Annotated in this window: 15 protein-coding genes; 3 read left to right on the top strand and 12 right to left on the bottom strand. The window is 68.3% G+C overall.

Annotation, left to right across the window (positions count from 1 at the left end):
• Positions 1–4 precede the first annotated feature (4 nt).
• The 3 genes from C6P61_RS03510 to C6P61_RS03500 all read right to left on the bottom strand — a co-directional run bounded on the left by C6P61_RS03510 (position 5) and on the right by C6P61_RS03500 (position 4,117).
• Positions 5–319, bottom strand: coding sequence for a DUF2322 family protein (locus C6P61_RS03510; RefSeq protein WP_105728548.1), 315 nt, complete (start codon positions 317–319; stop codon positions 5–7).
• A gap of 63 nt (positions 320–382) precedes the next feature.
• Positions 383–1,015 carry a LysE family transporter gene (locus C6P61_RS03505; RefSeq protein ID WP_105728547.1) on the bottom strand — a complete coding sequence of 211 codons (633 nt, stop codon included), beginning with the start codon at positions 1,013–1,015 and terminating at the stop codon, positions 383–385.
• 12 nt (positions 1,016–1,027) lie between these two features.
• Entirely contained in the window at positions 1,028–4,117 is a 3,090-nt protein-coding gene (locus C6P61_RS03500; protein WP_146114959.1) for an EAL domain-containing protein, read from the bottom strand.
• 197 nt (positions 4,118–4,314) lie between these two features.
• Here C6P61_RS03500 and C6P61_RS03495 point away from each other — a divergent pair, with 197 nt between their 5' ends.
• On the top strand, positions 4,315–5,787 hold the full coding sequence (locus C6P61_RS03495; RefSeq protein ID WP_105728545.1) for an RNB domain-containing ribonuclease: 1,473 nt from the start codon (positions 4,315–4,317) through the stop codon (positions 5,785–5,787).
• A gap of 19 nt (positions 5,788–5,806) precedes the next feature.
• Here C6P61_RS03495 and C6P61_RS03490 read toward each other — a convergent pair whose 3' ends face one another.
• The 9 genes from C6P61_RS03490 to C6P61_RS03450 form a co-directional block, all read right to left on the bottom strand.
• Positions 5,807–6,178: a cupin domain-containing protein gene (locus C6P61_RS03490; protein ID WP_105728544.1), complete on the bottom strand. Its 372-nt coding sequence runs from the start codon at positions 6,176–6,178 to the stop codon at positions 5,807–5,809.
• Positions 6,179–6,192: 14 nt separating this feature from the next.
• A complete protein-coding gene (dcd, locus tag C6P61_RS03485) occupies positions 6,193–6,765 on the bottom strand; it encodes a dCTP deaminase (protein WP_105728543.1) in 573 nt (190 codons plus the stop codon).
• Positions 6,766–6,809: 44 nt separating this feature from the next.
• Positions 6,810–10,811, bottom strand: coding sequence for a response regulator (locus C6P61_RS03480; RefSeq protein ID WP_105728542.1), 4,002 nt, complete (start codon positions 10,809–10,811; stop codon positions 6,810–6,812).
• 139 nt (positions 10,812–10,950) lie between these two features.
• Complete coding sequence (locus C6P61_RS03475) at positions 10,951–12,165, bottom strand: ABC transporter permease (protein ID WP_105728541.1); 1,215 nt, start codon at positions 12,163–12,165, stop codon at positions 10,951–10,953.
• Entirely contained in the window at positions 12,165–12,905 is a 741-nt protein-coding gene (locus C6P61_RS03470; RefSeq protein ID WP_105728566.1) for an ABC transporter ATP-binding protein, read from the bottom strand. The genes C6P61_RS03475 and C6P61_RS03470 overlap by 1 nt, the downstream gene beginning before the upstream one ends.
• A gap of 56 nt (positions 12,906–12,961) precedes the next feature.
• Positions 12,962–14,260, bottom strand: coding sequence for an efflux RND transporter periplasmic adaptor subunit (locus tag C6P61_RS03465; RefSeq protein ID WP_105728540.1), 1,299 nt, complete (start codon positions 14,258–14,260; stop codon positions 12,962–12,964).
• Positions 14,261–14,266: 6 nt separating this feature from the next.
• Positions 14,267–15,823 carry an efflux transporter outer membrane subunit gene (locus C6P61_RS03460; RefSeq protein ID WP_244908756.1) on the bottom strand — a complete coding sequence of 519 codons (1,557 nt, stop codon included), beginning with the start codon at positions 15,821–15,823 and terminating at the stop codon, positions 14,267–14,269.
• Entirely contained in the window at positions 15,793–16,350 is a 558-nt protein-coding gene (gene thpR, locus C6P61_RS03455) for an RNA 2',3'-cyclic phosphodiesterase (protein ID WP_105728538.1), read from the bottom strand. The genes C6P61_RS03460 and thpR overlap by 31 nt, the downstream gene beginning before the upstream one ends.
• Before the next feature lie 12 nt (positions 16,351–16,362).
• A complete protein-coding gene (locus tag C6P61_RS03450) occupies positions 16,363–17,331 on the bottom strand; it encodes a hypothetical protein (RefSeq protein ID WP_244908755.1) in 969 nt (322 codons plus the stop codon).
• Between the two features lie 121 nt (positions 17,332–17,452).
• On the opposite strand from C6P61_RS03450, the gene C6P61_RS03445 reads away from it, so the two are divergent.
• Positions 17,453–18,709 carry a chloride channel protein gene (locus C6P61_RS03445; protein ID WP_105728537.1) on the top strand — a complete coding sequence of 419 codons (1,257 nt, stop codon included), beginning with the start codon at positions 17,453–17,455 and terminating at the stop codon, positions 18,707–18,709.
• Positions 18,710–18,858: 149 nt separating this feature from the next.
• On the top strand, positions 18,859–19,752 hold the full coding sequence (locus C6P61_RS03440) for a TRAP transporter TatT component family protein (protein WP_105728564.1): 894 nt from the start codon (positions 18,859–18,861) through the stop codon (positions 19,750–19,752).
• Positions 19,753–19,764 lie beyond the last annotated feature (12 nt).

Below are 19,764 nucleotides of genomic sequence, written 5' to 3'. Positions count from 1 at the left end.
ACGCTCAGGCCTCGATCAACTTGACGCCGTAGCCCTGGCCCGAGGCGATCACTTCGAGCAGGCGGTCGATGTTCGGGTGCTTGCCCGGGTTGGCGCGCGCATCAGCCGTGTGCTCGGCGAAGATCTCCAGCCCTTGCTCGGCGGCGGCGCCATTGATCGCGCCATGCTGGGCGGCCAGCGCGGCATAGACCGCCAGCGAACCGGCCTTGCCCGGCTTGTTCTCGATCATGGCGACCACGGCGCCCGCGCCGTCGATCAGTTCCAGCGCCGCCAGATGGGCGATGGAGGGAAGTTGCTTGAGGTTGTCGGCGAAGGCCATCGGGCTGTCCTGTCAATGAGGGGGGAAGGAAAGCCCGCTATTGTGCCGCGGCCTCAGATCAGCTCAATGCGCCGCCTGCTTCAGCGTGGCCAGCAAGCTGGCCGCCACGCCGAACAGACCGCCGAAGACCCGATTCAGCAGGCGCTGCTGCCCCGGCTCGCGCAGCAGCTTCAGCACCCTGGCCGCCAGCCCGGTGTAGCCGGCCATGACCACCAGGTCGACCGCCACCATGGTCAGCGTCATCAGCAGATACTGCGCCAGCAGCGGCCGGCTGGTATCGAGGAACTGCGGCAGCACGGCCAGGATGAAGACGATCGCCTTCGGATTGCTCGCGTTGACGACAAAGCCGCGCAGCACCAGCGCCAGCGGGCGCCCGCGCCTGAGATCGACCGGCTCGGTGGCAAGCGCACTGGGCGGCGCGATCCACTGCTTCCAGCCCAGATACAGCAGATACAGCACGCCGAACCACTTGATCAGGGCAAATGCCAGCTCGGAAGCGGCCAGCAGCGCGCCGACACCCGCCGCGACCACCGCGATCTGCAGCACCAGCGCCAGCTGCAGGCCGATGGCGTTCCAGTAGCCACGGCGGAAGCCAAAATTCAGCCCTGACGACATCGAGGCAATCGCGCCCGCGCCGGGCGACAGGCTGATCAGCCAACAGGCCAGGAAAAAAGCCAGCCAGGTATCCCAGGTCATGCCAACACTCCTTCAATCCTCAGTCAAAACCATGCCCGGGGCGCGCGCCGCCGACAGATAGTCGCGCAGCCAGCGCTCATATTGCTCAGCCGGCATCGGCTTGGCATACCAGTAGCCTTGCACCTCGTCGCTGCCTTCGCGCGCCAGCGTCGCCGCCTGCTCGGCCGTTTCGACGCCTTCGGCAATCGTCTTCAGGCCCAGGGCGCGGGCCATGGCAATCACGCCCGAGACGATCAAGGCGCTGCCCGGATCGCTGTCCAGATCACGCACGAAGCTCTGGTCGATCTTCAGCTTGTCGATCGGGAAGCGCTTGAGGTAGGACAGCGAAGAATAACCGGTGCCGAAATCATCGACCGACAACTGCACGCCGAGCAAGTCGAGCTGCTCCATGATACGGATCGCCGCCTCGGGGTCGGCCGAGACCACGCTTTCGGTCAGCTCGAGCTCGAGCCAACCCGGCGGCAAGCCGGCCTCGTCGAGCACGGCCCGCACCAGTTCGGGAAACTGGGTCTGGCGGAACTGGACCGACGAGACATTGACCGCCATCAGCGTCGGTGCCAGTCCCGCCTGCTGCCAGGCCCGGTTCTGCGCCACCGCGGTCCTGAGCACCCACTCGCCGATCGGCAGGATCAGGCCGCTGGCCTCGGCGATCGGCATGAACTCGGACGGCGGGATCATGCCCAGCTGCGGGTGCGTCCAGCGCAGCAAGGCCTCGCAGCCGGTCACGCGGCGGGTCTTGAGCTCGATCTGCGGCTGGTAATGCAGCGCGAGCTCATGGCGCCCGAGCGCCCAGCGCAAGGCGTTCTCGAGCTGCAGCGTGCGGCTGGCGCTCAGGTGCATGCCGGGTTCGTAGAACTGGAAATTGGCGCCGCCAGCGGCCTTGGCCCGGTACATCGCGGTATCGCCGGCCTGCAGCAAGGCGTCGACCTCGCGCCCGTCGCCCGGGAACATCGCAATGCCGATCGAGGGCGTCACGATCAGCTCCATGCCCTCGAACTGGCAGGGCGCGGAAATGCGCGCAATGATCTTCTGCGCCAGGTGCGCCGCGCCTTCGGCATCGATCTGGGGCAGCAGCAAGGTGAACTCATCGCCGCCCATGCGCGACACCGTGTCCTGGGGCTGGACGGTCTGTACCAGCCGGGATGCGATCTCGACCAGCAGGGCATCGCCCGCCCGGTGTCCGAGCGAGTCGTTGATGTACTTGAAGCGATCAACGTCGATGAACATCAGCGCCAGCGCCCCCTGCCCGGGCCGGGCCTGCGCCAGCTGCGACTCGATCCGGTCGCGCAGCAGCGCGCGGTTCGGCAGGCCGGTCAGGGCATCGTAATGCGTCAGCTGGCTGATCCGGGCTTCGGCCTGCTTGCGCTGCGTGATGTCATGGAAGATGCCGTAGTAGTTGCGAACCTGTCCGTCCTGATCCCGCACCAGGCTGATGGTCAGCCAGGCCAGGAAGGACTCGCCGTCCTTGCGCCGGTTCAGGATCTCGCCCTGCCAGCGGCCCGCCTCCAGGATCTGGCGCCACATGTCGCGATAGAAATCCGGCGTCTGCTGGCCCGAGCGCAGCAGCGACGGCTGGCGCCCCAGCACCTCGTCCGCGCTGTAGCCCGTGATGTCGCTGAAGGCGCGGTTGACCGACAGGATGCTGTTGTCGCCATCGCAGATCACGATGCCTTCCGAACTGTTCATGAACAGGCTGGCATTGAGCGCCAGCGCCTGCTCGCGCAGCTTGAGCGCCGTCAGGTCGGTGTGGGTGCCGATCATGCGCAGCGGCTGGCCCTCGGGGCCGCGCTCGACCACGCGCCCGCGGTCCAGGATCCACTTGTAGCTGCCGTCCTTGCACAGCACCCGGTGTTCGTTGGCGTAGAAATCCACCTCGCCGCTCAGGTGGCGCCCGACATCAGCCATCACCTGCGCCTTGTCATCGGGGTGCACGCGCGACTCCCATTCGCACAGCTGGTCACCGATCTCGTGCTCCGAGTAGCCCAGCATGGTCTTCCAGCAGGACGAGAAGAACACCGTGCTGGCGCTCACGTTCCAGTCCCACAGGCCGATGTCGCTGCCATCGACCGCGAAACGCCAGCGCCGCTTCTCGGCGCGCAGCTGCTCCTGATCCCGCTTGTGCTGGGTGATGTCCTCGGCCAGGATGATGATGCTCTCGACCCGGCCATTGACCGACTCGCAAGGCTTGACCCGCCAGCGCAGCCAGCGCTCGCTGCCGTCGGGCAAGCGGTAGAACTCCTCTTCGCGGCGCACCGTCTCGCCGGCGAAGGCGCGCTGGTGCGCTTCCTTCCAATGTGGCGGCATGTCGGGGCACAGCTCGTAATGGGAGCGTCCGATCAGGTCACTCACCGCCCCGAGCTGGAAATCCCGGATCCAGCGCTGGCTGGCGAACAGATAGCGCATCTCGCGGTTGAACATGGCCAGGGCGGCCGGCGCATGGGTCAGGAAGGCATCGAGCTTGACCTGGCGGTCGCGCAAGGCCTGCTGGGTCTGTTCCTGCTCGGTCACGTCGCCCCAGCTGCCGACGATCTCGAGCGGCTGGCCGTCCGCCCCGCAGCAGAGCTGCTGCTGGTCATCGATCCAGCGGTAACTACCATCGCGATGCTGGAAGCGGTAGCGCTGCCTGAGCTCACCGGTTTCGTGCAGTTGTCGCTGTGCCTGCTGCACCCTTGGCCGGTCGTCGGGATGCACATGCTCGAACCAGAAGCCGGTCCGCTCCAGCCAGTCAGCGGGCGCATAGCCGGTCAGGCGCAACACGTTGCCACTGACATACGACAAGCGCCAGCCGTCCGCCGCCGCGGTGTCGGGCACCAGCGCGTAGATGATCGAAGCGCTGGTATCGATGAAATGCTCGAGCTGGCTGCGCGTGCGCTTGAGTTCATCCTGGACGCGGGCCTGGACCCGCTCCTCCCGGCCGATCAGCCAGAACAGCAGGGCGGCCGTGAACAGGACGAACAGCTCGCCTTTGAGGGACTGGGCCTGCGTGACAGCGGCCGGATCACCCAGCAGCTGCAGGGCCAGCCAGTCGGAGCCCCAGATCCAGACACTGGCCAGCACGAGGTAGATCAGGCCGATCCGGACCGAGGCAGGGACAGCGGCCACCCTGAAGGCCTTCGGAAAAAACAAATGAGAACCCCCACCGGCTGGAAACCGGATACAACGACAGCTTAACTGATGAAAATATACAACTCTTGCAATGCCTTGGAAACCGATGCAGTTTCCAGACCGGAGCGCCAGGCCGGATGACAAGCCCGCCACGCAGAGGCAGAATGAACCTATTCATCCTGGGAGTTCGACCTATGCGGCGCGTCCTGTCCAACCATCGTGCCGATCTGTCGACCATTGCGTCCCTGGCCATGTTCAGCCGCGGACTCGAACCCGAATTCCCCGATGCGGTACAGAAACAGTTGTCCCGCATCAGCGCCGCTGCCAGCGAATCCGACCCCAGCATACGCGACCTGACCGGACTGCCCTGGTGCTCGATCGACAACGACGATTCGCGCGACCTGGACCAGTTGACTGCGATCGAGCCGCTGGTCAAGGGCGAAGTCCGGGTCTTCGTGGCAGTGGCCGATGTCGATGCGCTGGTCAAGAAGGACTCAGCGATCGATGCTCATGCCAGGCACAACACCACCTCGGTCTATACCTCGGCGCGCGTGTTCCCGATGCTGCCGGAGCGGCTGTCGACCGACCTGACCTCGCTCAACCCCGATGCAGACCGGCTGGCCCTGGTCAACCAGATGGATTTCAGCGACGACGGCATCCTGGTCAGCTCCTCGATCTGCCGCGCCGTGGTGCGCAACAAGGTCCAGCTGGCCTACGACGCGGTCTCGGCCTGGATCGAGGGCGATGCCGAACTGCCCGAAGCGGCGCGCCAGATCCGGGGCATGAACACCCAGCTGCGCCTGCAGGACGAACTGGCGCAAAAGCTGCGCGTGTTGCGCCGGGCCCAGGGGTCGCTCGAGTTCGAGACCTTCCAGCCCAGGGCCCTGTTCCAGGGCGACCGGATCGCCGACATCCGCCAGCAGCCGCAAAACCGGGCCCGCCAATTGATCGAGGAATTCATGATCGCCACCAACGGCTGCACGGCGCGCTTCCTGGCCGCCCAGGGCAGCGCCTCGCTGCGCCGGGTGGTGCGCTCGCCGGAGCGCTGGCTGCGCATCGCCGAAGTGGCGCAGACCTATGGCACGACCTTGCCGCGCCAGCCCGATGGCAAGGCGCTCGAAGCCTTTCTGGCCGAGCGGCACCAGGCCGACCCGCTGCGCTTTCCCGACCTGTCGCTGGTGATCGTCAAGCTGATGGGCTCGGGCGAGTATGTGGTCGAACGGCCTGCTGGCCCGCCGATCGGCCATTTCGGACTGGCGGTGCAGGACTACATGCATTCGACGGCGCCGAACCGCCGCTTTCCCGACCTGATCACGCTGCGCCTGCTCAAGGCGGCGCTGGCGGGCGTCAAGTCGCCCTACTCCGACGACGAACTCGACGCACTGGCGCTGCACTGCACCGGGCAGGAAGATGCGGCCAAGAAAGTCGAGCGGCAGCTGCGCAAGTCCGAAGCCGCGCTGCTGCTGCATGAGCGCATCGGCCAGCGCTTCGACGCACTGGTGACCGGCACCGGCGACAAGGGCAGCTGGGTGCGCCTCTTCGAACCGCCCGCCGAAGGCCGGCTCAAGGGCGATCTGCCGGCGCTCCGGGTCGGCCAGTCGCTGCGGGTCAAGCTGGTATCAACCTCGGTCGAGCGCGGCTTCATCGACTTCGTGCTGGCCCAGTGATTCGGCCAGCCCGAAGCGGCTACTTGATGATGACGTAGACCTTGGTCATGCGCTCGATCACCTCGAACGAGCCGGTGAAGCCGGGCGGAATCCGGATCGCCTGGCCGGGGCCGGCCTGCTCGAAACTGCCGTCCTCGCGGTGCAGGCGGCAACAGCCCTCGAGCACGGTGAAGATTTCCTGCTCGGTCGGACCGAAGGCGATGCGCCACTGACCCGGCTCGCAGCGCCAGACGCCGCTGCTGAGTTCGCCCGCGCCATTGAGCGGCGCGTCGAGCGCGTTCCAGGTCTCGCGCAGCGGATTGCCACGCAGCAGGCGCTCCGGTTTCGAATGCGAGAGTTCGGGCGCGCCGCTGACGGGCAGGCCGAAGGACAGCAGTGGCTGCGCCGACATGTCAGACTCCGGGATCAGGCGCGCGGCAACGTCACGCCTTGCTGGCCCTGGTACTTGCCGCCACGGTCCTTGTAGCTGGTTTCGCAGACATCGTCGGCGTCGCTCTCGAAGAACAGCACCTGGGCACAGCCCTCGCCGGCGTAGATCTTGGCCGGCAGCGGGGTGGTGTTGCTGAACTCGAGCGTCACATAGCCTTCCCACTCGGGCTCGAACGGGGTGACGTTGACGATGATACCGCAGCGCGCGTAGGTGCTTTTCCCTAAGCAGATGGTCAGCACATTGCGCGGGATGCGGAAATACTCGACCGTGCGCGCCAGCGCGAAGCTGTTGGGCGGGATGATGCAGGAGTCGCCGTGGAAATCGACGAAGCTTTTTTCGTCGAAGTTCTTCGGGTCGACCACCGTGCTGTGGATGTTGGTGAAGACCTTGAACTCGGGCGCGCAGCGGATGTCGTAGCCGTAGCTGCTGGTGCCGTAGCTGATGACCTTCTTGCCGTCGACCTGGCGCACCTGGCCGGGTTCGAAGGGGTCGATCATGCCGTGTTGCTCGGCCATGCGCCGGATCCATTTGTCGCTCTTGATGCTCATGCGAAATTACTCCGTTTGGCACCGATTGTAGGGGCGGCGCTGACTCATGGCGCGGCCCGCACGGCGGCCAGCGCGACCGGAAAATCAAAGTCGCGGATGGCTTGCGCCACGGCCTCGAAACGCTGCCCCAGGCCGGCGCGCAGCAGGGCCTCTTCACTCTCGAACAGGATCTCGCATTCGGTATCGTCCTGCTCGAGCAGGAGGATCAAGCGCTCGCGCAGCCGCTGCCAGCGCTGCGGGTCGAACGCGGCCGGCGCTGCCACCGCGACCGGAGACAGGCGGGCGGCGATGGCAGAAACCAGCAGCGGCAGGCTCAGTGCGAGTTGCTGGCGCAGCGGTTCGATCTTGGCGGGCGGCAGGCGCTGCTGCAGCGCCTGTTCAAGCTGTTCGGCCAGGTCGCGCAGGGACGGCGCGCCAATCTGCGCCGCAACGCCCTTGACCGTATGCGCCAGCCGTTCGGCCTGCGTCCAGTCGCCGGCGGCGATCGCGGCCGCGACACGCGCGGGCATGTCGGCCTGGTCGGAGACGAACTGGCGCAGCAGCTTGAGGTAGAGCGCCTCGCGCCCCTGCAACTGGCGCAGACCCTGCGCCGCGTCGAGGCCGACGATGCCGTCGAGCGACAGCGAAACAGGCGTCTCGCCGGAGGACCCGGGCAACCGGCTGGCGGCGAGCTCGACGGCCCTGTCAGCCTCGGCGGCATCGGCGGCATCGGCGGCATCGGCGGCATCGGCGGGTAGCACGCTGCGCGGGCCGGGCCTGACCCATTTGAGCAGCTTGACCGCCAGGTCGTTCGGATCGACCGGCTTGGCAATATGGTCCTGCATGCCGGCCTCGAGGCAACGCTCGCGGTCACCCGCCATCGCATTGGCCGTCATCGCCAGGATCGGCAAGTCGTTCAGCGCACTGAGCTTGCGGATCTCGCGCGTCGCGGTCAGTCCGTCCATCACCGGCATCTGCATGTCCATCAGCACCACGTCATAGCGGCGCTGCTGCACCTTCTCGAGCGCCACCGCGCCATCGGGTGCCAGCTCGACCTGCAGGCCCAGTTCATTGAGCAAGGCCTGCCCGACTTCCCGGTTGATCTCGTTGTCCTCCACCAGCAAGGCGCTGGCACCGCGCAGAACGGAGGTATCGAGGCCGCCAGCCGCGCCCTGGAGCGAACTGTGCGGCAGCGCCTGCCAGGTGCCCAGCAGACGCATGACGGCGTCGAGCAGGGTCGAGGGCGTCACGGGCTTGACCAGCACATCATGGATCGGGACCTCGGTGGCAGCCCGCACGAGCTCGTCGCGGTCGTAGGCGGTGACCATCAGCACCCTGGGCTGCTGGCTCAAGGGCAGCCGGGCGATCTCGCGCGCCACGGTCAGGCCATCCATCTCGGGCATCTTCCAGTCCAGGAAGACGATGTCGTAGGGCTGACCCGCCTGCTCGCTGCGCTCAAGTTCGGCCAGTGCCAGCGGGCCCGACTCGGCACTGGTCACGTCGAAGCCCATGAAACGCAGCATGCCGGCCTGCACCTCGCGCGCCTGCTCGTTGTCATCGACCACCAGCACGCGCCGATCCTGCAAGCTGAGTTGCAGCGCAGGCCGCGCGGGCACGCCACTGCCCAGTTTGAGCCTGGCGGTGAACCAGAACGTCGAACCCCGCCCCGGCACGCTCTCGACCCCGACCTCGCCACCCATGAGCTCGGCCAGGCGCTTGGAAATGACCAGGCCCAGGCCGGAGCCGCCGTACTTGCGCGTGATCGAGCTGTCGGCCTGCTGAAAGCTCTGGAACAAGCGGTCCCGCTGCTCGGGCAGGATGCCGATGCCGGTGTCGCGGACCTCGAAGCGCAGCAACACAGTGTCGTCGCTGCGCTCCTGCTGCAGCACGCACAGGCTGACCGTGCCGCGCTCGGTGAACTTGACCGCGTTGTTGCCGAAGTTGATCAGCACCTGACCCAGGCGCAGCGGGTCCCCGACCAGGCGGGTCGGCACTTCGGGCGCGAGTTCGAGCACCAGTTCGAGCGACTTCTTCTCGGCACGCTCGGCCAGCAGGTTGACGACGTTGTCGAGCACGGGCTCGAGCTCGAACTCGACCTGCTCCAGGCTCATGCGGTTAGCTTCGATCTTGGAGAAATCCAGGATATCGTTGATCACGCCGAGCAGGTGCTGGCTCGAGACCTGGATCTTGTGCAGATGGTCGAACTGCTGCGGCGTCATCGAGGTCTTCTGCAGCAGGTAGGTCATGCCGATCACGGCATTCATCGGCGTACGGATCTCGTGGCTCATGTTGGCCAGGAAATCGGCCTTGGCATGCGCCGCCTGCTCGGCCAGTTCCTTGGCCTGGCGCATCGCCTCGAGCGCCTCGCGCTCGGCCGTGATGTCCTGCACCATGCCGAAGAAGCCCTGCTCTGGCTGGTCGGGATAGATCGCCTGCACCGACAGGCGGGCCCAGAAACGGCTGCCGTCCTGGCGCACCAGCTCACACTCGTCAATGAAGCGGTGCTGCTCGAGCAGCATCGGAGTCAGGCGCGCGCTGAGTTCGGCAAAAGCCGCCTCGTCGGGATAGAAGATGCGGATGCTGCGGCCCAGCATCTCGCCCAGGCCATAGCCGAACATATGCTCCAGGGTGCGATTGCAACGGTGGATCAGATGATCCTTGACCGCCATCAGTCCCGCCGTCGCGGCATCGAAGATCGCCAGCTGCTCGGCGCCGGCTTCGCGCAGCGCGGCGGTCGCGGTCTCGAGCTCGACGGTGCGCTCATTGACCAGCTGCTGCAAATGCTCCCGATAACGCTCGAGCTCGGCCTGTGCCTGCTTGAGCTCGGTGATGTCGGTCGAAATGCCGCACAAGGCATAGACACGGCCATCGGGCTCGCGCAACGGCTGCTTGACCACGTAGTAGAGCCGGCTGCCCCGCCCGTCCCGGGTCGCGTTGACCTCCTCGCCAGCGACGCGCATGCCGCCGTCGATGACGGAGCGGTCGATCTCGTGCAGGGTCTGCACCGTCGCCGCATCGAAGAACTCCTCGTCGCTGCAGCCCACGATGGCCGCAGCGGGTCGGCCAAACAGCTCGGCCACCTTCTGGTTGACATACTGGTAGCGCAGCTGCGTGTCCTTGATGAAGATGTAGCCGTCGACGCTGTTGAGTATGGTCGCGAGCTTGTCCTCGCTGGCGCGCAGGGAGCGGGTCTGGCGCGCCACCTCGCGCCGCAGCCAGGCGGCCAGGCCCAGCGCCAGTGCCAGCAGGGTGGCGACGCTGAACAAGCTCCACCAGAGGTAGCGCGGGATCTGCGACGGCGTGGGCGGCAGCCCCCAGCGCTTGAGCACGGTGAAATAGATCGACGACGGTTCGCTTTGCCAGGGCTGCAGGTATTGGTCGATCGCTGCCAGCAGTTCGGCGTTGCGCCCCTGGCCGGTCGCGAAGAACAGCCGCGAGGGCTGGAACATGAGCGGCGTTTCCTGCAGGCGGTGGGCGCGGGCGTTGCGGTCACCGAAATGGTGATTGGCCGCGACCGCGTCAAGCTCCCCGCTCTCGACCCGGGCAAAGCCCTCGTGCAGCGAAGGCACCGGCACCAGTTCGGTCCGCAAGCCAAAGCCGTCCAGCATGGCGCTCAGGTATTCCTGCTGCACCGAGCCGTCGAGCACCGCCACGCGTCGGCCCTGCAGGTCGGTCATCGACACGATGCTGACGCCCTCGTGCCGGTACAGCTGCGACCAGCTGTGCAAGGCCGGCACCTGGTGGAAGTCGAACAGGCGGGCGCGGGCCTCGTTGTAAGCCACGTCGGGCATCAGGTCGATGCCCCCTTCCTGCAGCGCATTCAGGCAGTCCTCCCAGGCACAGGGGACCGGGACGACGGTCCAGCCTTCACGCCGGGCGATCTCGTTGATCAGGTCGCCGAAGATGCCCGAGAGCTGACCGTTCGCGTCAGAAAAAATCTTGGGTTCGTTCTCGTACACCCCGACGCGGACGGCGTGCGTGGCCCAGGCGGCCCAAGGGAGCCCCGACAACAGGAGCGCCAGCAAGAGCTGGCTGCCAGCCCGCTTGAATTCTGACCTCAGGCTCATGCGATGGACTTTTGATTGGGGTTAGTAACCAAAACGTCCCAACCCCAAGCCAATACTATCACTTCAACATCGTGAAAGGCATGCGGGCTTCCCCCGAGGAAGCCGCTGCTTGACCCGCACCGCCGGCGCAGCCGGCGCTTTATTCGTGGCGCAGCGCCTCGATCGGGTCCAGCCTGGCCGCACGCCGGGCCGGAAAGTAGCCGAACAACACGCCGATGCCAGCCGAGAACACGAAGGCCAGGGCATTGATGGCGGGCTGGAACACATAGGGCATGTCCATCACGCTGGCCAACCCGAAGCTGGCCAGGGCGGCCAGCGCCATGCCGATCAGGCCGCCCAGGCTCGACAGCACCACGGCCTCGACCAGGAACTGCAGCAGCACCTCGCGCTCGAGCGCGCCGATCGCCAGCCGCAGCCCGATCTCGCGCGTGCGCTCGGTCACGCTGACCAGCATGATGTTCATGATGCCGATGCCGCCGACCAGCAGGCTGACCGCCGCCACTGCACCAAGCAGCGTGGTCATGATCCGGGTCGTGCCCGACAGGGTGTCGGCCAATTGCTTGGTATCGAGCACGTTGAAGTTGTTGTCATCGCCCTCGGCCAGCTTGCGCCGTTCGCGCAGCAGCTCGGTGATGCCGGCGCTGACGCGGGCCGGGTCGCTACCTTCCTGCATCGACACCAGCAGGGTCTGGACCCGGGTGTTGCCGGTCACGCGTCGCTGCAGCGTCTTGATCGGCAGCAGCACCAGGTCGTCCTGGTCGTTGCCAAAAGCGCCCTGCCCCTTGGATTCGAGCAGGCCGACCACCTCGCACGACATCTGCCGCACGCGCAGCTGCTCACCCACACCGCTGCGGCTGCCGTAGAGCTCGCGCCGCACCGTCTCGCCGATCAGGCAGACGGCAGCGCCCGCGCGCAGCTCGTCGGCGCTGAACTCGCGCCCTTCGCGCAGCTGCCAGTTGCCGGTGGCGAGCCAGGCGTTGTGGCTGCCGATCACGCTGCTGCTCCAGTTGCGGCCGTTGGCGACCACGGTGGTGCTGGTGCGGGCTTCGGGTGCCACCGCACGCACGCCGCCGATCTGGGTCGCGATCGCCTCGGCATCGGCCTCGCGAAAGGAAGGGCCATAGAAGCCGGTGCTGCCGGGGCCGCCCATCAGGCGCTGGCCCGGGCGCACCTGCAGCAGGTTGCTGCCCAGGCCGGCGATCTGGTTCTGGATCGACAGCGTCGCGCCCTGGCCCAGCGTGACCATGGTGATCACCGCCGCGACCCCGATCACGATGCCGAGTACGGTCAAGAAGCTGCGCAGCAGGTTGCGCCGGATCGAGCGCCAGGCCAGCACGAGGGTGGTGAAGAACATCAGTGCGCCTCCGTGGCAGCCGCATCGAGCCGCGCCGGCTTCAGTCCGATCCGGTCCGGATTCGGGCTGTCGCTGGCGATGCGGCCATCGACGAAGCGCACGATGCGCCCGGCGTAGGCCGCGATATCGGCCTCGTGCGTGACCATCAGCACCGTGATGCCCTGCTCGAGGTTCAGGCGCTGGATCAGCTCCATGATCTCGTGGCCGCGCTGGCTGTCGAGGTTGCCGGTCGGCTCATCGGCCAGCAGCACCTGGGGCTGGGTCACGATGGCGCGCGCAATCGCCACCCGCTGCTGCTGGCCGCCCGAGAGCTCGGCTGGTGTGTGGCCGGCCCAGGGCAGCAGGCCGACCTGCTCCAGCGCCTGCTGCGCCGCCGCATGACGGGCGACGGCCGGCTCGCCGCGGTAGACCAGCGGCAGCTCGACGTTTTCCAGCGCCGAGGTGCGCGCCAGCAGGTTGAAGCCCTGGAACACGAAGCCGAAATAGCGCCGCCGCAGCCGCGCGCGTTCGTCGCGCGCCAGCGACTGGACCTCGACGCCGCGGAACAGGTAACGGCCGCTGCTGGGCTGGTCGAGCCCGCCCAGGATGTTCATCGTGGTCGACTTGCCGGAGCCGCTCGGGCCCATGATAGCGACGAACTCGCCGGCGTGGATGTCGAGATCGACCCCCTTCAGGGCCTGGAACGCGGTCTCGCCCGCCCCGTAGGTCTTGCTGATGCCGCGCAGCCGGATCAGCGGCACGCCAGGTCCCGCATCGGCTTTCTCAGCCCGGTCGGCGGTCGGGATCGAGGTCGATGTCAAGACTTGCCTCCGCTGCCGCGCTGGTCGGTGATGACCAGATCGCCTTCCTTGAGCTCGCCGCCGACGACCTCGGTCACCCGGCCGTCGCTGATGCCGGCGCTGACGGCCACCGCGACCGGCTGGCCCTGGCGCAGCACCCAGACCTTCTTGGCGCCGGCCTTGCTGTCGGCGCGCGCGGTCTTGCGCGCGCTGGTGGGCGGACGCGGCATCATCATCGACAGCACGCCGCCGCCCTGGGCCTGGCCGTTGACCGGAGTGAAACGCAACGCGGTATTGGGCACCAGCAGCACGCCCTGGCGCTCGGTGGCGACGATGTTGGCGCTGGCGGTCATGCCCGGGCGCAGGCTCAGGTCCTGGTTGTCGACTTCGAGGTAGGTGGTATAGGTCACGACGTTGTCGGTCTTGGTCGGGCCGAAGGACACCCGTGTCACCTCGGCCGGATACTGGCGCGCGGGGTAGGCGCCGACGCTGAAGCGCGCCTTCTGGCCGACCTGGACCGCGCCGACATCGGCCTCGTCGACGCTGACCTCGACCCGCATGCGGCGCAGGTCCTCGGCGATCGTCATCAGCGTGACCGCCTGCAGCGAGGCTGCCACCGCGTTGCCGGGTTCGACCTTGCGCTCGAGCACGATGCCGTCGATCGGCGAGCGGATCGATCCCTTCGACAGGTTGGTCTCGTCGGTCGACAGGGTGGCGCGGGCCTGTTGGATGCCGGCGCGCGCGCTGTCCTCGCTGGCGCGGGCGCGTTCCAAGGCGGAGCGGCCGGCGTCGAGCTCGGCCGCCGAAGGCACCTTGCCGCCCGACAGGCGCGCGACCTCCTCCAGCCGGACCAGGCTGGCCTGTGACTCCTTGAGCGTGGCAGTGGCGAGCGCGAGCTGGGCCTGGGCCGCCGCCAGTGCGGCGCGCGAGCGGCTGACTTGGTCCGACAGCTTGGCGGTGTCGAGTTCGACCAGCAGCTGGCCTTGCTTGACCTTGTCGTTGACATCGACCGAGACCCGGCGCACCGTGCCCGACAGTTCGCTGCCGATGTTGACCGAGCGCGTCGGCTGCACCGTGCCGTTGGCCGAGACCGTCAGCGTGATGTCGCCGCGTCCGACCGGCTCGGTCACATAGGCCGGCTGGGCCTGTTGCGCCTGGCGCCCCGACCAATAATAGAGGCCAGCCGCCAGCAAGAGCAGCAGCAGCGCCAGCGCCCACCAGAACGGACGGCGCCAGCCGCGCGGCGGGCGGTCGTCGCCCAGCAGTTGCGCGACAGGATCGGTGGTGGGCGGGGTGGAGGCGTCAGTAGTGGTCATGTGGAATCAGGGCTGGGGGGCGGCATCGGGCGTCCAGCCGCCACCGAGTGCCAGGTACAGGCGCACATGGTCGGCGCTGAGCGCGGCGCGGGTGGTCTCGAGCTCGCTTTGCGCCGACAGCAGAGTGCGCTGGGTATCGAGCACGGTACGGAAATCGATCAGGCCGCTGGCGTAGCGCTGGCGCGCCAGCAGCTCGGCGTTGGCTGCTGCCTCGGCAGCGGCCTGCAGGCGGACTAACCGCTCGCGGTCGCCCGCCAAGGCGGCCAATGCATCCTCTACCTGTTGCAATGCGCCCAGCAAGGCTGCCTCGTAGCCGATGCGCGACTGCTCGAGCGCGGCCTGCTGGGCCCGCACCTGCGCCCGCGCCGCGCCGCCATCGAACAGCGAGGCGCTGAGTCCCGCCAGCAGGGTGCGGGTCAGCGAGGCCAGCTCGAACAGGTCGGCCGGACGCGCCGCGGCCAGCCCGAACGAGCCGGCGAGCTGGAAGCTGGGCCAGCGCGCCGCGTCGGCCTGCTCGACCCGCGCCAGCGCCGCCAGCACGCGCTGTTCGGCCGCGCGCAGGTCGGCGCGCTGGCGCAGCGTCTCGGCCGGAAACGACAGGACCAGGCCCGTCGGCGGCAGCGGCACCGGTCGCACCGTCTCAAGCAGCGTTTGACTGGCCGCCGGCATCTGGCCGCCCAGCAGCGCCAGCGCATGCGCGGTCTTGCTCAGGCTGGTGCGCAGCACCGGAATCTGGGCCCGGGTCTGCTCGGTCGCGGCGCGCGCCTGCTCCAGGTCGAGCGACGACGCCAGACCGGCCTGCACCCGCCAGTCGGTGATCTGCAAGGTGTCTTGCTGGGCCGCCAGGTTGGCGCGTGCAATCGCGAGCCGCGCCTGCAGGCCGCGCAGTTCGATATAGCTCAGCGCGACCTCGGCCGCCAGGTCCACCCGCGCCTGCTCCAGGCCGTAGCGCGCGGCCTGCAGCTCGGCCTCGCCAGCGCTGATGCTGGCGCGCTGGCGACCGGCCAGGTCGGGGTCCCAGGCCGCATCGAGCCCGGCGCGCCAGCTGTTGCCGACTGCGGCATCGCCCGAGCGGCTGCGCTGGACCGAGGCGCTGGCGCCGACTTCGGGCCAGCGACCGGCCTGAGCCACATCGCGCAGCGCGCGCGCCTGCTCCACGGCGGCCAGTGCGCTGCGCACGCTGGTGTTGGCCTGCAGCGCCTGCTCGACCCGCGCCATCAGTTCACGGTCGCCAAAGCCACGCCACCAGAGCGCGACTTCGGTCGGCGCTGACCCGGAGCTGGACCGGCCGGCATCGACTGCCGACGCTTGCTCCGGCACTTGCCCTGGCATTGGCACCGGCACTTGCTCCCACACTTGCGACCACTGCGCCGGCAACAAGAGCGGGGGCAAGGCGGCCGCATTGGCATCGCCCCGCGCAGCCAGGGTCGGCTCGGCCGTCGCCCACCCAGGCGCCAATGCCAGCACCAGCGCGACTCCAGCCAGCGCCCGGCCGGCATGGCCAGCGGTGCGAGTCTTGCGGATCGACGCCATCATCGGATCAAGTGGGGTTCGGGTTTGCATTGAGGGTCAGGATATTGCTGCACCGCATCGTAACGCCAGCGCGGGTCACCGGTCGAACGCACCAGGGCATAGCCCCGCACCGGCCAGGCAATCCTCGGCGGCTCGAGCGCAAGCTGCGCGCCAACGGCCGAGCGCGCCAGGGTCAGATGCGGCCGATAGGGTCTGGCATCGGGCTCCAGGCCCAGCCGCTGCAAGGCCTGGCCGAGCGCCGCATGCAGCCGCAGCAGCGCAGGCGGAATCTGCTCGCAAGTCAGCACCGCGATGCGGCGCCAAAGCTCGGCCCGGTCCAGCACCAGCTCGAACGGCTCGACATCGACTGCCAGGCCGGCGCGCAGCCCGGCCAGCCGCTCGAACGGCAAGTTGCCCAGGAAATGCAGCGTCAGGTGCCAGTCGGCCTCGTCGTAGCGGCGGGCGGCGTCGGGCCAGCCCCAGCTCAGTGCCTGCTCGCGCAAGGCGGCGCGCACGGTGGCATCGGGCCAGAGGGCCAGGAACAGGCGCGGGCGCGGGCGCGGGATCGGCGCTGACATCAGCCGGCTGCCTCAGTTGGCCGCAGCGCTGCCGGCGGCAAGGCGCGCGAGCTCGCGTCGCTTCATCGCCAGGTAATCGTCGCGTTCGAGCTCATGCAGCTGCAGTGGATGGCGCTCGGTCGCGTCGAACCAGGCCTGCAGGCGGCGCTCGGGCCGCTGTGCCGCCGGCAAGGCCAGCGCGCCCAGATAGGCCTCGATCGCCAGGTAGTAGCGCAAGGTGTTGCGCTCGACCGCGCCACGCAAGCCTTCAATATGGACCGGGCTGCCGTCGGCGGCGCGACCGACGACGCTGAAACCTACCTTGTCGCGGCCCAGCGTCGCCAGATAGCCCTGCAGCGCCAGCCTGGCCGCCAGCCCGTAGCGATAGGAATAGTTCAGGCGCAGGAAGCTGCCGCCCGCGGGCAACGGCGCCAGCGCGAGCCCGATCCGGAAGTCGCGCGTGCCCAAAGGCCCGTCGGCGGCCTCGAGCCGCAGCGCCAGGTAGTCGGGCTGGCTGGCCAGGATGCGATAGCCGAGCCCGAGCGCGAAGGCGTCTGCCACCGGCTGGTCATGCTTGCGCCCGATCGCGATCTGCAGCCGGCGGTCCGCGCCCGCGCCGAGCGCCAGGCAATGCTTGACGTTGAGGTGCAGCATCAGGATGTCGCACCAGGCCTGGTGCGATTGCAGCGCCGCCGCCGCGAGCGCAAACGGCTGCGCGATCACGGCATGGATCTCGCCGCTCAGGCGGTCGCCCTGTTGCACCGATTCGAGCACCAGCGGGCGACCGAAGGCGTTGTCGGCCAGGGCCGAGCGGAGTTCCAGCTGGCGCACGCGCAGGGCAGCGCCATCCTGTGCCCAGGCCGGAGCTACCAGGCCCAAACCAGCCGATGCGAGCGCGAGCCAGGCCAGCACGGACCGAATGAAGCCGCCGGACCAGACCGGACGGAGCCGGCAAGCCCTCTCCTGGACAGCGGTGATGGCAGCAATGGCGGCAATCAGCATGGAGTCCTCCCTGAACGCAGCTCGGCTCATTCTAGGTCGGCCTGCGGCATCGCAGTGGGCCGCTCCCAGGACTCCGCGCGATCGATCAGCGAGCGCTGCCGATAAGATCGGCGCTTAGCCCATGAAGCCAGATCCCGCAAATTCCCGCCTCCAACCCATCGCCAGCCTGAGCGCGCTCGGACGCGGGCTGCTGCTGGCCGCCGCTGTTGCGCTGCTCGCGGGCAGTGCCTCGGCGCTGTTCCTGCACGCGCTCGACTGGGCCACGGAAACGCGCCTGGCAAAGCCCTGGCTGCTCGCGTGCCTGCCATTGGCGGGTTTTGCGGTCGGCTGGGCCTATCTCAAGCTCGGTGGCCGCTCGGACGGCGGCAACAACCTGCTGATCGACGAGATCCACCAGCCACGCCAAGCACTGCCGCTGCGCATGGCGCCGCTGGTGCTGCTGGCCACAGTGCTGTCGCACCTGTTCGGTGCCTCGGTCGGGCGCGAAGGCACGGCGGTACAGATGGGCGGTGCACTGGCCGACCAGCTCGCGCGCGCCTTCAAGCTGGCGCGCGAGGAACGCCCGGTGCTGCTGATGTGCGGAATCGCAGCCGGCTTCGGCTCGGTGTTCGGCACGCCGCTGGCCGGCGCGGTGTTCGCGCTCGAGGTGCTGGCGGTCGGTCGCCTGCATCACGCCGTGCTGCTGCCTTGCCTGGTCGCGGCGCTGCTGGCCGACCGCGTCGCGCTGCTCTGGGGCGTGACGCATTCGCACTACGCGGTAGCACCCTTCGGCCAGCTGTCGTTGCTGCAACTGGGCGCGCTGCTGCTGGCCGGCATGCTGTTCGGCCTGACGGCCAGGCTGTTCGCACGCGCCAGCCACGCACTGGCGGCGCAGTTCAAGCGCCGCATCGCCTGGGCGCCGCTGCGCCCGCTGCTGGGCGGCTGCGTGATCGCTGCGCTCGCCTGGAGCCTGGGCGCCGAGCGCTACCTGGGCCTGGGCCTACCGGTCATCCAGCAGTCGTTCGAGCAGCCGCTGCCGGCCTGGGACTTCGCGGGCAAGCTCGCGTTCACGGTCGCCTCGATCGGCTCGGGCTTCAAGGGCGGCGAGGTCACGCCGCTGTTCTTCATCGGCGCCACGCTGGGCAACGCACTGGCGCCGCTGCTGCAACTGCCGCTGGATCTGCTGGCCGCAGTCGGCCTGGTCGCGGTGTTCGCGGGCGCAGCCAACACGCCGCTGACCTGCACGCTGATGGCGGTCGAGCTGTTCGGCGCCGCTCTCGGCGTGCCGGCGGCGCTCGGCTGCGCGACCAGCTACCTCTGCTCGGGCTCGCAAGGCATCTACCATGCCCAGCGTCCCGGCGCGGGCAAGGCGGTCAAGCCCGTGCCCCCTGCGGCCTGACCTGGGCCGGCGCAGCGCAGCAGTGCCAAGTTTGACAAGTCACGGTTTTTTCACGCACCGCGGGTAGATTTCCGGTTTAGAGATCGCGCAACTCAACCCTGCGAGATCCGATCCTTCGTCGACCGCCCCACACAGGGAGCCCCGTGATCATGCCTTGCGGCTACCTGAACCGTTTTCTCTCACTGGCCTTGCTGACGCTGTGCTGCGCGCTGGCCGCCTGTTCGCCACGCCAACTCATCGTGCAGGGCGTGGGCGAGGCACTCGCCAGCCAGGGCCAGGCGCAGGAGGAAGACCTCGAGCTCGCGCGCGAGGCCAGCGCCTTCTACCTGAAGCTGTCGGAATCGCTGCTGCGCGAAGCGCCGGGCCAGCTCAAGCTGGCCGAATCGGTCGCGGCCGGCTTCACGCAATACGCCTACGCCTTCGTCGCCTTCGAGGCCGAAAAGCTCGCCGCGCAGGACGCGAAAAAGGCGCACCAGCTCGACCAGCGAGCCAGACGGCTCTACCTGCGCGCGCACCGACATGCGATGACGGCGCTGGAACAGGCCCAGCCCGGTTTTGCGCAAGCGCTGGCCCAGCCCGATCCGAAGCGCTGGCCGCGGATCACGCCAGCGCAAGCCGGCCTCGCCTACTGGGGCTCCGCCTCCTGGGGCGCCTATATCTCGCTGTCCAAGGACGATCCCGAAGTGGTGGCCGACCTGCCGCTGGCGATGCGCCTGGCCGGGCTGGCCTGGCAGGTCGCGCCTGATTTCGGCGACGGCGCGCTCGCCAGCCTGATGGGCAACTTCGAAGCGGCCCGTGCCGGCGGATCGCGCCAGCAGGCCGCGCGCTATTTCGATCAGGCGATTGCGGCCAGTGCGGGCCAAAGTGCCGGCCCCTATGTCGCCAAGGCCGAAACCCTGGCGCTGCCCGACGGCGACCGACCCGCCTTCGAGGCCCTGCTGCAGCAGGCACTTGCTGCCAGCGCCCAGCGCCGCGACCTGTCCAACCAGGTGATGCAGCAGCGCGCCCAGTGGCTGCTGGAAACCGCCGCCGACCTGTTCTGACCTGACCTAAGC

The sequence above is a fragment of the Malikia spinosa genome (genome assembly GCF_002980625.1).
Classification (GTDB): domain Bacteria; phylum Pseudomonadota; class Gammaproteobacteria; order Burkholderiales; family Burkholderiaceae_C; genus Malikia; species Malikia spinosa.
Note: the sequence above shows the minus strand (reverse complement) of the source record. Positions and strands in the feature narration are given on the sequence as shown.

What these genes read in the sequence shown, in the direction of transcription:
- C6P61_RS03475 (WP_105728541.1), bottom strand. Translation starts at nt 12,165, where the DNA reads ATGTTCTTCACCACCCTCGTGCTGGCCTGGCGCTCGATCCGGCGCAAC.
- dcd (WP_105728543.1), bottom strand. Translation starts at nt 6,765, where the DNA reads ATGAGCATCAAGAGCGACAAATGGATCCGGCGCATGGCCGAGCAACAC.
- C6P61_RS03465 (WP_105728540.1), bottom strand. Translation starts at nt 14,260, where the DNA reads ATGACCACTACTGACGCCTCCACCCCGCCCACCACCGATCCTGTCGCG.
- C6P61_RS03450 (WP_244908755.1), bottom strand. Translation starts at nt 17,331, where the DNA reads ATGCTGATTGCCGCCATTGCTGCCATCACCGCTGTCCAGGAGAGGGCT.
- C6P61_RS03495 (WP_105728545.1), top strand. Translation starts at nt 4,315, where the DNA reads ATGCGGCGCGTCCTGTCCAACCATCGTGCCGATCTGTCGACCATTGCG.
- C6P61_RS03440 (WP_105728564.1), top strand. Translation starts at nt 18,859, where the DNA reads ATGCCTTGCGGCTACCTGAACCGTTTTCTCTCACTGGCCTTGCTGACG.
- C6P61_RS03445 (WP_105728537.1), top strand. Translation starts at nt 17,453, where the DNA reads ATGAAGCCAGATCCCGCAAATTCCCGCCTCCAACCCATCGCCAGCCTG.
- C6P61_RS03505 (WP_105728547.1), bottom strand. Translation starts at nt 1,015, where the DNA reads ATGACCTGGGATACCTGGCTGGCTTTTTTCCTGGCCTGTTGGCTGATC.
- C6P61_RS03460 (WP_244908756.1), bottom strand. Translation starts at nt 15,823, where the DNA reads ATGCAAACCCGAACCCCACTTGATCCGATGATGGCGTCGATCCGCAAG.
- thpR (WP_105728538.1), bottom strand. Translation starts at nt 16,350, where the DNA reads ATGTCAGCGCCGATCCCGCGCCCGCGCCCGCGCCTGTTCCTGGCCCTC.
- C6P61_RS03490 (WP_105728544.1), bottom strand. Translation starts at nt 6,178, where the DNA reads ATGTCGGCGCAGCCACTGCTGTCCTTCGGCCTGCCCGTCAGCGGCGCG.
- C6P61_RS03510 (WP_105728548.1), bottom strand. Translation starts at nt 319, where the DNA reads ATGGCCTTCGCCGACAACCTCAAGCAACTTCCCTCCATCGCCCATCTG.
- C6P61_RS03480 (WP_105728542.1), bottom strand. Translation starts at nt 10,811, where the DNA reads ATGAGCCTGAGGTCAGAATTCAAGCGGGCTGGCAGCCAGCTCTTGCTG.